This is a genomic window from Nonomuraea sp. NPDC004702, assembly GCF_053601695.1.
In genome coordinates this window covers 78,993-91,544 of sequence record NZ_JBSGCE010000012.1, presented here as the reverse complement: position 1 = coordinate 91,544, position 12,552 = coordinate 78,993, and the positions used below count along the sequence as shown (strand labels likewise).

General features: G+C 74.0%; 10 protein-coding genes. 5 read left to right on the top strand and 5 right to left on the bottom strand.

The annotated features are described in order from the left end of the window. Window positions 1–369: 369 nt before the first annotated feature. Entirely contained in the window at window positions 370–2,904 is a 2,535-nt protein-coding gene (locus ACWEJ6_RS17545) for a VIT domain-containing protein (protein ID WP_452424644.1), read from the bottom strand. After that, entirely contained in the window at window positions 2,901–3,641 is a 741-nt protein-coding gene (locus ACWEJ6_RS17540) for a helix-turn-helix domain-containing protein (RefSeq protein ID WP_452424642.1), read from the bottom strand. Before ACWEJ6_RS17540 ends, ACWEJ6_RS17545 begins: the two co-directional genes overlap by 4 nt. Before the next feature lie 116 nt (window positions 3,642–3,757). Between ACWEJ6_RS17540 and ACWEJ6_RS17535 the strand changes: the two genes are divergently transcribed. Further along, on the top strand, window positions 3,758–4,225 hold the full coding sequence (locus tag ACWEJ6_RS17535; RefSeq protein ID WP_387666223.1) for a Dps family protein: 468 nt from the start codon (window positions 3,758–3,760) through the stop codon (window positions 4,223–4,225). A 249-nt stretch (window positions 4,226–4,474) separates the two neighbouring features. Continuing rightward, window positions 4,475–5,497, top strand: coding sequence for an alkaline phosphatase PhoX (locus ACWEJ6_RS17530; RefSeq protein WP_452424640.1), 1,023 nt, complete (start codon window positions 4,475–4,477; stop codon window positions 5,495–5,497). An 8-nt stretch (window positions 5,498–5,505) separates the two neighbouring features. Here ACWEJ6_RS17530 and ACWEJ6_RS17525 read toward each other — a convergent pair whose 3' ends face one another. Continuing rightward, window positions 5,506–6,099, bottom strand: coding sequence for a TetR family transcriptional regulator (locus tag ACWEJ6_RS17525; RefSeq protein WP_452424638.1), 594 nt, complete (start codon window positions 6,097–6,099; stop codon window positions 5,506–5,508). Window positions 6,100–6,231: 132 nt separating this feature from the next. Here ACWEJ6_RS17525 and ACWEJ6_RS17520 point away from each other — a divergent pair, with 132 nt between their 5' ends. Next, on the top strand, window positions 6,232–8,424 hold the full coding sequence (locus ACWEJ6_RS17520; protein WP_452424636.1) for an MMPL family transporter: 2,193 nt from the start codon (window positions 6,232–6,234) through the stop codon (window positions 8,422–8,424). Here the strand turns inward: ACWEJ6_RS17520 and ACWEJ6_RS17515 are convergent. Beyond that, on the bottom strand, window positions 8,381–9,238 hold the full coding sequence (locus ACWEJ6_RS17515) for a bifunctional helix-turn-helix transcriptional regulator/GNAT family N-acetyltransferase (protein ID WP_452424634.1): 858 nt from the start codon (window positions 9,236–9,238) through the stop codon (window positions 8,381–8,383). The two genes, ACWEJ6_RS17520 and ACWEJ6_RS17515, sit on opposite strands and share 44 nt — an antisense overlap. Before the next feature lie 94 nt (window positions 9,239–9,332). On the opposite strand from ACWEJ6_RS17515, the gene ACWEJ6_RS17510 reads away from it, so the two are divergent. Further along, complete coding sequence (locus ACWEJ6_RS17510) at window positions 9,333–10,232, top strand: lactonase family protein (protein ID WP_452424632.1); 900 nt, start codon at window positions 9,333–9,335, stop codon at window positions 10,230–10,232. An 82-nt stretch (window positions 10,233–10,314) separates the two neighbouring features. Then, window positions 10,315–11,811: a N,N-dimethylformamidase beta subunit family domain-containing protein gene (locus ACWEJ6_RS17505; RefSeq protein ID WP_452424630.1), complete on the top strand. Its 1,497-nt coding sequence runs from the start codon at window positions 10,315–10,317 to the stop codon at window positions 11,809–11,811. On the opposite strand, the gene ACWEJ6_RS17500 is transcribed toward ACWEJ6_RS17505, so the two are convergent. Next, window positions 11,806–12,531, bottom strand: a complete 726-nt coding sequence (locus tag ACWEJ6_RS17500) for a Clp protease N-terminal domain-containing protein (protein ID WP_358294079.1) — start codon at window positions 12,529–12,531, stop codon at window positions 11,806–11,808. The two genes, ACWEJ6_RS17505 and ACWEJ6_RS17500, sit on opposite strands and share 6 nt — an antisense overlap. Window positions 12,532–12,552 lie beyond the last annotated feature (21 nt).

Sequence of the window (12,552 nt, the reverse complement as noted above, 5' to 3'; positions counted from 1 at the left end):
TCATGGCGTGCCATCGTTCCCTGGACGCCCGCCACGGCCCATTACGTCGGGCTCGCAGATGATTAGGCAGCGAAATCAGCAAAGAATCCAGAATCCCCCGCCTTTGGTGGAAACGGCGGTTCTGGAAACGGCGCTACCGCCAAGTCCGGTGCGGCACGGTTGGACCTGTTAGTGGCCGATTAGCCATTCACCCCAAGTGTCCGTGAACACGAGCCCCGCCGATCACCGCCCAGCCCGCTGGGGCACTGCCCGACGCCGCACAGCCGCGCCGTCGGGCCGCGCTGCGGCGTGTTCCCGCGTCGGACCGCTCATGGACGGAGGTGGCAGCGCTGCGGGGTGGTGCAGCGCTGCCGGGGTGTCAGGTGAGCGTCAGCCTCGTTTCCAGAAGGGACGGTGGCGCTTGCCGGGCTCGGGGTCGCCTGGGGCGAGCGGGCCGTCCTTGGGCAGCGGGTCCCCTGGGGCGAGTGGGCCGTCCTCGGGGAGGGGGTCGCCCGGCGCGATGGGGGTGTCCGGGAGAGTGGGGTCGGCCGGGGAGTGGTCGGCGGGGGTGCCGGTGAGGGTGGCCAGCGCTTCGACGGCGTGGTCGTGCAGGGCGCGCAGGTCCGTGCCGGGACGTTCGGCCGCCTCCAGGTCGCGGGCCAGCGTCGCCAGCGCCTCGTTCCCGCCCAGGTACGCCGCCAGCGCCGCCAGGCGCGAGCCCAGGTCGGCCAGGTACAGCGCGTCCGGTACGCGCATCGCCCTGAGCCGGTCCAGTTCGGCCTTCAGCTGCGGCCTGACCGACTCCAGCCGGTGCGCCGGGCGCGGCGACGACGGAGGCGCGAACTTGGGCGAGGCTCCATGCCCAGGGCCGCCACCGGAGCCGGGTGCGGACGGCGCAGGCCCGGCAGGGCCGCCCGCGAGAGGCGGGGCCGGGAAGGGGGCGTCGGCCGGGGAGGGGCCACCGAGCGGACCCGGCGCGCCGAAGCCCTGGTCGAGGCTCCGGTCGAAGCCCTGGTCGAAGGACGGCGGGGCCGGCGGGGCCGGCGGCATCATCCGGGCGGCACTCGCGGGACGCGCCATCGTCATCGCCTGCGCCACGAACCCCCCGCCCATGGACGGGTTCGGCGGCAGCTCCCACCCGCTGGGCGGCTCGACCGGCTGGATCACCCGGTGCTCGGGCGCGCCCTCCGCGACCTGCCTCGTGTCGATCGCCACGTACGCCGTGAACCTGCACAGAACGCCGCTCTCCAGCGAGACCTCGACTATCCGCGACTCCAGGCCGTGCTCGCCCATGGCGTACCGGTCCTCCAGCTCGCGCAGGTGGGCGCGGGCCCAGACGGCGCGGAGGGCCGGACTGCCGGTGGTCACCCCCGTGACCCGCTCCTCCCACGGCCCGCCGGCCGACGTGCCGCGCACGGTGACGGCCTCGGCGCCCTCGCGGCACCGTCCGTACACCCGGAGCGGGACCCCGGGGAAGATCGAGCCGAGGTGGGTCACGGTGCCGGGCTCGGTCTCCAGCCCCTTCAGGGCCAGGTCCGTCACCAGCGGCGCGCCGATCCTGCGGTGGATCTGCTCCATCGCCGCGTCGAGCCGGTCCTCGGACTCGACCAGCTCGCACCGGCCGGCGCCCAGCCCGGCGAGCCGGCCGAGGAAGCCGGCGTTCACCGCCCGGTCGATGCCGACCGTGTGCACCCGCATCGCCGACAGCGCGCCGCCGGCCTGCTCCAGGATCTGGTCCTCGTTGCCCACCTGGCCGTCGGTGACCAGCACCACCACCCGCTCCCTGTCGCCGGGCGCGCCGAGGAGGGCGATGGCGCGGCGCAGCGGTTCGAGCAGCTCGGTGCCGCCGCGCGCGTCGACCCGCGCCAGGTGCTCGACCGCGCGGTACCGGTTGCGGTCGGACGCCTCCACCAGCCCCTCGAACGCCGCCTCGACCACCGAGTCGAACGTCAGCACGTCGAAGCGGTCGTGCGCGGTCAGCGTGTCGACGATGCGCGCCGCCGCCCGCCGCGCCGCGACCATCTTCCAGCCGCCCATGCTGCCCGAACGGTCGAGCACCAGCACCACGTCCCGCGGCGCGCGGGCGGCCTGGAGGGCGGGCGGGACGACGGTGAGCGCGAACGTCCCCCGCCCGTCGAACTGCAGGGACGTGGACGCCTCGAACGACAGCCGCAAAATGAAGTCACGGTCGAGGCGCTCGCCCGGACGCAGACGCACGGTGTGTCCGTCCTCCTCGACCACGTGCAGGCTGGAGGCCACCTCCCGCAGGTCCAGCCCGGAGGCGTCGACGCGGGCGGTGAGCGAGAGCCGCACGGGGCTGGGGAAGCCGGGCAGCAGCACCGGCGGCGTGATCCTCGACGCGTCGGGGACGGCGTCGGTGTCCGGCGCCACCCCGGAGCCCGCCGGGTCGCCGTCGAGCGGGGTGCCCGGGACGTACCGCGGGGCCACGACGAGCGGGAACCGGAAGGTCGCCGCGCCGTCCTCGTAGGGGAGGGGCTGGCTCATGGTCAGCCTGATCGAGACGCGTTCGCCGGGCAGGATGTTGCCCACCCTGATGGTGAAGACGTCGGGCCGGTCCTCCTCGGCGATGGCCGCCCGCCTGCCCTCGCGCAGCGCCTGGTCGTAGTCGGCCCTGGCCTGGCCGCGCTCCTTCAGCACGCCCTCCACGACCCGGTCGTCGGCCTCCATCCTGAAGGCCGTCACCGCCGCCCGGTCGGGCAGCGGGAAGACGTAGGTCGCCTCCAGCGTGACGTCGAACGGGTTGCGGAACCCCTGCTCGACCTCGACCCCGGCGACGAGCCCGGCGATGTCGGCGTGCACGTCCACGCTGTCCAGCGGCAGGTTGCCGCGCTCGGTCAGCAGCGCGCCGAACCCGGCCTCCGGCACCGGCAGGCACCGTGCGGGCTCCAGCGAAGTGATCTTCACAGCAGTCTCCTCTCTACGAGCACCGCGAGCAGCGGCCCGGCCGCCGCCAGCACCGCCTGAACGTCGTCCTCGGACGGAGGCCGCCCCCCGTCCCACACAATGCGCACCCCGTCCGCGAGCACGACCCCCGCGGCCGGCCCGCCCCCGGCATGCCCCGCTTCCACGTCGGCGGGGCGTTCGCTCCCCGCCGGGGCGCGGCGGACCGGCCGCTCGGCCCAGAACCTTTCACGCCCCGGCTCGCCGCCGCCTCCGGCCCGCCCGCCCGGCGGGCGTCGCGCCGCACGCGCCTGACCGTCGAAGGCCCCGTTCGCCTCGCCGCCGGACGTCACGTTCGTCGTCGTGGCGATGACGGACGCGGGCCCCGCCGAGCGCGGGCTGTCCGGCGGAGAACCAGGGACCGCCCGCCCGTCGCCCGCGGACGGCACGTCGGCGAGCCCGGCCGCCGCCGCCAGCGTGGCGTTCGTCGCGCCGGCCAGCGCCGTCTGGATCTCGGCGATCGAGTGCCCCGCCGCCTGCATGCGCTTGACCGCCACCAGTTGCAGCAGGTGCCGCCGGCCGTAGCGGGCGATCCTGCCGCGCCGGGTCAGGGGCGGGTCCACGAGGCCGATGGTGGTGTACCACCTGATCAGGCGTTCCCCGGGCACGTCGCGGACCCGGCCGTTGACCGGCTGGGCGCCCGCGCGCAGCGCCCGCGCCGCGTGCTCGGCCAGCTCGCCGATGGTCCAGGTGTCGCTCATACCTCCACAATGACACTGTCACTATTACACTGTCAACGACCGGAAGATCGGAAGAATCCAGCCCCGGATGACGTTCTAAACAGGCATAAGCACCACTGAAGGGGAGGAAATACGACATGGCTACGATCACCGGTCCGCTCTCGGGTGAAGCCAAGAACACTGTCGCCGAAGCCCTGCAGGACGCCCTGGTCGATCTGATCGATCTGTCGCTGATCGCCAAGCAGGCGCACTGGAACCTTGTCGGCGCCCATTTCCGCCCGATTCACCTCCAGCTCGACGAGCTGACCGACCTGGCCCGTGCCCACATGGACACCATCGCCGAGCGGGCGGTCGCGCTCGGCGTGAACCCCGACGGGCGCTCGGCGACCGTCGCCAAGTCCACCAAGCTCCAGCAGCCCGAGCGCGGCTGGCTGGAGGACGGCAAGGTGGTGGCGACGATCACCGACATCCTCGACGGCATCAGCAAGCGCATGTACGAGCGCATCCGCGCCACCGACGAGGCCGACCCGGTCAGCCAGGACCTGCTCATCGCCGTGACGCAGGACATCGACAAGCAGCACTGGATGTTCCAGGCCCAGCGCTGACCGCGCGCGGCCGCCGGCCGCACCACCCGAAAAGCCCGGGCACGCCCACAGTGCCCGGGCTTTCGCGTGTCCGCCCCCAAGGTGGGCGATCTTCCGTCCGGTGGGTACGGACTGTCACGCATCGTCCAGGGCCTCCGGCGATCTCACGCCACGACGGAGCGCGGGGTTTGCGCAGAGTTTGATGTCACGAGTCCTTGCCATTCATGTCGGTGCGGTCGACTAGCGTGGCACCTAGAGGGAGGCCCCACGATGTCCCACAAGACTCTCCTCCGCACGGGCCCGCTCTTGCAGGGCGGCATCAGCCCGTACGGGCCGCTCACGCCGGCGTCCGCCGACGGGCTCGCGCTCCCGCCGGGCTTCACCGGCCGGGTGGTGGCCCGGTCGGGCGACAAGGTGGCCGGGCTCACCTGGCACGCCGCGCCCGACGGCGGCGCCTGCTTCCCCGACGGCGCAGGCTGGATCTACGTCTCCAACTCCGAGCTGCCCCTGCTCGGCGGCGCCTCCGCGGTGCGCTTCCACGCCGACGGCACGGTCGCCGACGCCTACCGCATCCTGTCCGGCACCGACCTCAACTGCGCGGGCGGCGCCACGCCGTGGCACACCTGGCTGTCGTGCGAGCTCGGCGACCGCGGCCGCGTCTTCGAGTGCGACCCCTACGGCGCCCGCGCCGCCCGCCCCCGCCTGGCCATGGGCCGCTTCCGGCACGAGGCCGCCGCCTGCGACCCCGAGCGGCGCGTCGTCTACATGACCGAGGACGAGCACGACGGCTGCTTCTACCGCTTCCGTCCCGGCGACTGGGGCGACCTGACGGAGGGCACGCTGGAGGTGCTGTGCGCGTCGGGCGGATGGCGGCCGGTGCCGTCCCCGGCCGCGCTGCTCACCGCGGCCCGCCACCAGGTCGAGGACGCCCGCCACTTCGACGGCGGCGACGGCTGCCACTACGCGGGCGGCGTCTGCTACTTCACCACCAAGGGCGACACCGGCCTGTGGGCCTACGACGCCCACACCTCCACGCTCGACCGGCTGTGCGAGGGCGTGCGCGCGATCACCGCCGCCCCCTCGGGCGACCTCTACGTGGCCAGGGAGACGACGGAGATCGACGTCATCGCGCCCGACCGGGCCGTCACGCCGTTCCTGCGGCTCACCGGGCACGAGGGGGCCGAGCTCACGGGGCTGGCGTTCTCGCCGAGGGGCGACCGGCTCTACTTCTCGGCCAGGCGCGGCCGCACCGAGGGCCACACCTTCGAGGTCCGCGGCCCCTTCCGCCCCTGACCGCGGGCTCAGGTCAGGTAGCGGACCAGCATGAGCTTGAGCTCGGCCACGAGCTCCGCGCCGCGCTCGGGCGTCGCCGGCCCCAGCATGGGCAGCACCGCCTTCACCATGGCCAGCGCCATCGTCGCGTTGAGCAGCGCCCGCTCCTGCGGCAGCTCGGGCGAACGCCGTCGCAGCAGCGCCGCGATCCGCTCCGCCAGCGAGGCGTGCATGCGCTGGGAGGCCGCCGCGAGCCGGTCGCCGGTGGCCGATCCGTACAGCAGCGACCAGTACGCCGGTGAGTCGGCCTTGAACGCCACGCTCTCGTCCACGAGCTGCCCCACCAGTGCCTCCAGCGGGACGTCCGGGGTGATCGCCGCCAGCCGGGACGCCCAGAACTCGTCCCGGTCGTCGGTGTAGCGGGACACCAGGCCGTCCAGGATCTCCTCCTTGTTCCGGAAGAACTGGTACAGCGACCCGGGGGAGAGCCCCGCCCGCGCGGCGACCTGGTTCGTCGTCATGTCCGGGTAGCCGACCTCGGCGATCACCGACTCCGCGGCGTCGAGGATCTCGGCCATCCGCTTCAGGCCGCGCGCCTGCCTGTGGACCGTGCGTTCAGGCATGGGCCACCTCGTTGACAAATACGAGCATTTACTTGTATTTCTGGGTTCGACAGCGAAACACGAGTAGTTTACCGAGTTTTCCGGAGATCCCATGCGAACCTGCCCATCAGGCCCGGCGCGGGCGGTGCCCGCGTGGCCGTGAACGTCGCCGCCCGGGGCCCGCGCGCCGCCGCCGAGCCGCCGCTGCGCAGGCTGGGCCACCTCCTCGTCCGCCGCCGCCGGCTCGTGCTGGCCCTGTCCGCGCTCCTGCTCGTCGTCGCGGGTGTCCTGGCCGCCGGTACGGTCTCCCGCCTCTCCCTGGCCCGTTTCGAGGCGCCGGGCTCGGAGTCCGACCGGGCCCAGGCCGAGCTCGTCCGCCGGTTCGGCACTGGCAGCCCCGACCTGGTCTTCCTGGTCACCCCCAGATCGGGCACCGTCGACGACCCCGGGGCCGAGGCGGCGGGCCGCGCCCTCACCGACCGGATCGGCCGCTCGGACGGCGTCGCGGAGTCCTCCTCGTACTGGACCAGGGGCAGGCCCGCCACCCTGCGCAGCCGGGACGGCCGGCACGCGCTGATCGTGGTGCGCGTCCCCGGCGACGCCGACCACGTGCGGGCGCGGGTGCTGCCCGCGCTGGTGCCGCGGATCGTCGGCGAGCAGGGCCCGCTCCAGGTGCGGGCCGGCGGCGGGGAGGAGGTGTTCCGCGAGACCGTGCCGCTGGCCAGGCAGGACTTCGTCCGGGCCGAGCTGGTCATCTTCCCGCTGGCGTTCGTGCTGCTCTGGCTCTACCAGCGGCGGGTGATGGCCGCCCTGGCGCCGATCCTGGCGGGGGTGCTGGCCATGGTGGTCGGCCTGGCGCTGCTGCGCGGCGTCCTGGTGTTCGCGGAGGTCTCCACCTTCGCCCTCAACCTCACCCTCGCCATGGGCCTCGGGCTCGGCATCGACTACTGCCTGTTCGTCGTCCAGCGTTTCCGCGAGGAGGTGAGCGCCGGACGCGACCGCGCGGCGGCCGTCGCCGGAGCCGTCGAGCACGCCGGGCGGACCGTGCTGTTCAGCGGCCTCACGGTGGCCGCCTCGCTGGCCGTGCTGTTCGCGCTGCCCTTCGACTTCCTGCGCTCCTTCGCCTTCGCGGGCATCGCGGTCGTGGCCGGCGGCCTGTTCGCGGCGGTGATCGTGCTGCCCGCGGTGCTGGCCTCGGCCGGCGGCGCGATGCTGCCCGGGCCGGCGCGTCCCGGGCGCGGCGGAGCCGAGGCCCGGGGAGCCGGGTTCTGGCACGGCCTGGCCGTCCGGGTCATGCGCCGGCCGGTGGTGTCCGGCGGCCTGGCGGCGGCGCTGCTGCTGGTGCTCGCCTCGCCGTTCCTCGGCCTGCGCTTCGGCACGGCCGACGACCGCATCCTGCCGCCGGAGGCGTCCTCGCGGCAGACCCAGGAGGTCATCCGGCAGACGTTCCCGGCGGAGGAGACCGACGCCATCCAGATCGTCTCGACGGGTGCGGCGCGGGCCGCCGACGTCTCGGCGTACGCGATGCGGCTCTCGCGGGTTCCCGGGGTCGCCCAGGTCGACTCCGCCGCCGGCGCCCACGCGGCCGGGCGGCGGGTCGGCGACGGCGACCCTGCCCGCTTCCGCGGGCCGGGCGCGTGGTTGTCGGTGGTGCCCTCCGCCGAGGCGCTGGCCGGTGACCCCGTCCGGCTGGTGGAGTCCGTACGGGCCGTGCCGCCGCCCTTCGAGGTCCTGGTCGGCGGCTATCCCGCCGAGCTGGCCGACTACCGCGCCTCGGTCGTCGACCGCCTGCCGCTGGTGCTGGCGCTCATGCTGGGCGTCACGTTCGCCGTGCTGTTCCTGATGACCGGCAGCCTGGTGCTCCCGCTCAAGGCGACCTTGCTGAACGTCCTCAGCCTCGGCGTCATGTTCGGCGCCGTCGTCTGGATCTTCCAGGAGGGCCACCTGTCGGGCCTGCTCGGCTTCACCCCGACCGGCACGCTCGACCCGAGCATCCCGATCCTCATGCTCTGCGTCGCCTACGGCCTGTCGATGGACTACGAGGTCTTCCTGCTGTCCAGGATCAAGGAGGAGTACGACAGGACGGGCGACACCGGGCAGGCCGTCGCCACCGGCATGCAGCGCGGCGCGCCCCTGATCACCGCGGCGGGCGGCATCCTGGCGCTCACGTTCGCCGCCTACGCCACCGCGCGGGTGGCGTTCGTGCAGATGCTCGGGGTCGGCATGGCCGTCGCGGTGCTGGCGGACGCCACCGTGATCAGGGCGGTGCTGGTGCCGAGCATGATGCGCCTGGCCGGGCCGCTCAACTGGTGGCCGCGAGGTCGAGCGACCACATCTCCTCGGTGACCTCGGCGCCGTTCTCCACGCCCCGCTCCGCCGACTCCAGCTCGAACCCGGCCGTCTGGTAGATGCGCCGCGCGCTCACCAGGCAGTCGCGCGTCCACAGCGTGATCCGCCGGTAGCCGCGGTCCCTGGCGTGGCGCAGGCACTCGGCCACCAGGCGCCGCCCGATCCCGAGGCCCCGCGCCGACGGCTCGACCAGCAACATGCGCAGCTTGGCCGTCGTGTCGTCCTGGTGCACGCAGAACACGCACCCGGCGCGCTCGCCGTCGACCTCGGCGATCCAGCCGGCGTCGCGGGCGGGGTCGTAGGCGCCCACGATCCTGGCCACGAGCTGCTCGAACTCGGTGCCCCAGCCGTACTCCTCGCTGTAGAGGGCGCCGTGCCGGTAGACGACCCAGCCGAGGTCGCCCGTACGCGGGGGCCTGATCACGTACGGGCGGGCGGCCGGCTCGCCGAGCAGCCGCCGGATCGTCGCCATGCTGCCGACCAGCAGCGCCCGGTCGGCCTCGGGCAGGCCGCCGAGCAGCCGTTCGATCTCCTCGGCCGAACGGCGGTCGAGCCCGGCGAACGTGGCCGCGCCCGCCTCGGTCAGCCGGACGAGCTGCTTGCGGGCGTCGGCGGCCGACCGCTCGCGGGCGACCAGCCCGTCGCCCTCGAAACGGGCCAGGATCCGGCTCAGGTAGCCCGCGTCGAGGTCGAGCAGGCCGCGCAGCTCGCCGGTCTCCATGCTCTCGGCGTGCGCGAGCTCGAACAGCACCCTGACTTCCGTCAGCGAGTAGGGCGAGTCGAGCATGCCTGCCTGGAGGACGCCGATCACTTTCGTATAGAACCGGTTGAAGGCTCTGATCTCAGAAACCCTTGCCTCCGTCAACGAATTCATTGCCCCAGTCAACCATAAGAAGGATCCCGTTGTGAACCTCTACATAGGCGGCTACGGTCCCGGCATCGTCACGGTGGGCGGCGAGCTGACCCGCGTGGCCTCGCCGTCGTTCCTGGCCGCCCACCCCACCCTGCCGGTGCTGTACGCGGCCGGCGAGCTGCAGCGCGGCTGGCTCACCGCCTTCACCGCCGAGGGCGGCCTGTCCCCGCTGGACGAACGGTCCAGCGACGGCGACAGCCCCTGCCACGTCGCCGTCCACCCCTCGGGGAGCCTGCTGGCCGTGGCCAACTACGGCGACGGCACCGCCGGCCTGCACCACCTGGATGAGCGGGGCGCCTTCACCGGCGACCCCGTCGTCCTGCGGCACGAGGGCTCGGGCCCCGACCCCGACCGCCAGGCCGGCTCGTACGCCCACATGTGCGTCTTCCACGACGACGTCCTGCACGTCTCCGACCTCGGCACCGACGAGATCCGCCGTTACCGCCTGGACGGCTCCCCGCTCGACCCGATCACCCTGGCCCCCGGCACCGGCCCCCGCCACTTCGCCTTCGCCGGCGACCGCCTGTACGTGGCCGGCGAGCTGGACGGCACCGTGACCCTCGTCGAGGGCGAGCGCCGCATCGTCGTGCCCGCCTCGCGCGCCGGGGGCGACAACGCGCCCAGCCACCTGCAGCTCGACGGCGACCTGGTCTACGTCGCCAACCGCGGGCCCGACACGGTCTCGGTGCTGCGCGCCGCCGACCTGTCCCCGGTGGCCGAGGTGCCCTCGGGCGGCGCCTGGCCCCGGCACTTCGCCATCGCCGGCGACCGCCTGTACGTCGCCAACCAGAACTCCGGCGAGGTGACCGTGTTCACGCTGGAGGACGGGGTGCCCGAGCCGGCCGGTCAGTCGTACGAGGTGCCCAGCCCGTCCTGCGTGCTGCCCGCATAGGGACGCTGGGCGGGAAGCGGCCCGGTGTAAGGATCTGGCCAAGTCGTGGCCCGGCCCCGAGGCGGGCCGCGACGATGGCCGGGTGCGCAAGCTCCCGCTGCTCCTCACCCTGTTGATCGCCGTCCTGCCGGCCGCCGGATGCGGCGGCGGTCCCGTGCGGCCGGCGCCGTCCGCGTCGCCCGCGCCGCCCGTCCCGCAGCCGTCGGAGACGGGCCGGCCGTCGCCGCCGCCGGTGGACGCGGGGGAGTCCTGGCGGATCACCACCCGCGGGGCCGACCACGAGATCGAGGGCTACGCCGACCACGTGAGCGTCCTGCCCGGCCAGCCCTTCGCCCTGCACGTCTCCACCACCGCCCCGCGCTTCACCGCCGGCGCGTTCAGGATGGGCGCGCACCCCGCCAAGGTGTGGGAGTCGCCGCAGGTGGAGGGCGTGCGCCAGCCTCCGGCCAGGACCGTGCACGGCATGGTGACCGCCGCCCACTGGAAGCCCTCGCTCACCGTGGACACCCGCGGCTGGACGGAGGGCGCGTACCTGATCAGGCTCGACGCCTCGACCGGCGCCCAGCGGTACGTGCCGATCACCGTCCGCTCGGCCTCCACCCGGGGCCGGGTGGTGATGGTGAACGCGGTCACCACCTGGCAGGCGTACAACCTGTGGGGCGGCCGCAGCCTGTACCTGGGCCCCGGCGGGTTCGCCGACCGCTCGCGCGAGGTCACCTTCGACCGCCCGTACGACGGCGGCGGCGCCCGCCTGTTCCTCGACTTCGAGCAGTCGGCCCTGGCCGTGGCCGAGCGCAGCGGCGTGCCCCTGGCCTACCTCACCAGCCTCGACCTCGGCCCCGGCGTGCTGGACGGCGCCCGGGCCGTGGTCTCGCTCGGCCACGACGAGTACTGGTCGCCCGCCATGCGCACGGCCGTCACCAGGGCCAGGGACAGCGGGACGAACCTCGCCTTCCTCGGCGCGAACGCCGTCTACTGGCGCATCGCGATCAAGGGCAGGACGGTCGCCTGCGACAAGGAACGGCTGTGCCCGCTGTGGCGGGACTCCCGCCCGGAGAGCGCCCTGGTGGGCCAGATGTACGACTGCTTCCCCGCCCAGGGCGCCTACACGGTCCGCAGGCCGGGCCACTGGATCTTCGCGGGCACCCGGGGCCGGCGCTTCCCCGGCATGGTCGGCCCGGAGACCGACAAGGTCTCGCGCGGCTCGCCGAAGGGCGTGGAGGTGCTGGCCGACTCGCCGTTCTCGTGCGGAGGGCGCGGGACGACGTCGCAGAGCACGTACTACACGGCGCCGAGCGGGGCCGGGGTGTTCGCCTCGGGCACGATGCGCTGGGTGTGCGCGATGCGCGGCAAGCGCTGCGGCCACGGCGTCCCGGAGTCCGCGGCCGCCTTCACCCGCCGCGCCACGGCGAACGTGCTGACCCGGTTCGCCGCCGGCCCGGCCGGACGCTCCGGCCAGCCCGCCCACCCTCCTCAGGGCCGCGCGGGCCCGCCGGGGAACGCCGCCCCCGGGGCCGGCCCGAGGGCGGCCGTGAGCGGCCCCCGTGAGCGGCCCGAGGGCGGCCGGAGGCGGCTATGAGCGGCGCTCGCGCAGGATCGCCGCCAGCCGCTCCCTGATCTCCCGCTCGGCCGCCTCCTTGTGCACGCCGAGATCGGCCAGGGCCCGCACCACCGGGCCCTCCTCCAGGGAGAGCACGCCGAGCAGCAGGTGCTCGGTGCCGACGTAGTTGTGCCCGAGCCGCAGGGCCTCGCGCAGGGTCAGCTCCAGCGCCTTGGCGCACTGCGCGGAGAACGGCAGGGTGACGGGCGACTGCCCGCCGCCGGGCGCCATGGCCGCCGTGACGGCCTCCCTGACCGCCTCGGGGGAGGCCCCGAGCGTGGCCATGGTCGAGGCGGCCAGCGCCTCGGGCACGTGCAGCAGCCCGAGCACCAGGTGCCCGACCTCGATGTGGTCGTGCCCGGACAGGCGCGCCTCCTCCTGGGACTTGACCACCGCGACCCGGGCCTTGTCGGTGTAGCGGGCGTAGTTGCGCAGGTCGTCGGCGAGCGAGCCGCCCTCCTTGACCACGAACCGCTTCTGCGCGGCCTGCTTGGTCACGCCCATGCTGCGGCCGATGTCGGTCCAGGAGGCGCCGGAGTGGCGGGCGTGGTCCACGAAGTGGCCGATCAGGTGGTCGGCCACCTCTCCGAGGTGCTCGCCCAGCGTGACGGCGTCGGAGAGCTGGCCGAGCGGGTCGCCGTCCGGGTGACGGCTCTTGATGGCGGCGATGAGGTCGTCGAGACGTACGGTTTCGTCCATGCGTCAACCATAGGTTGACGC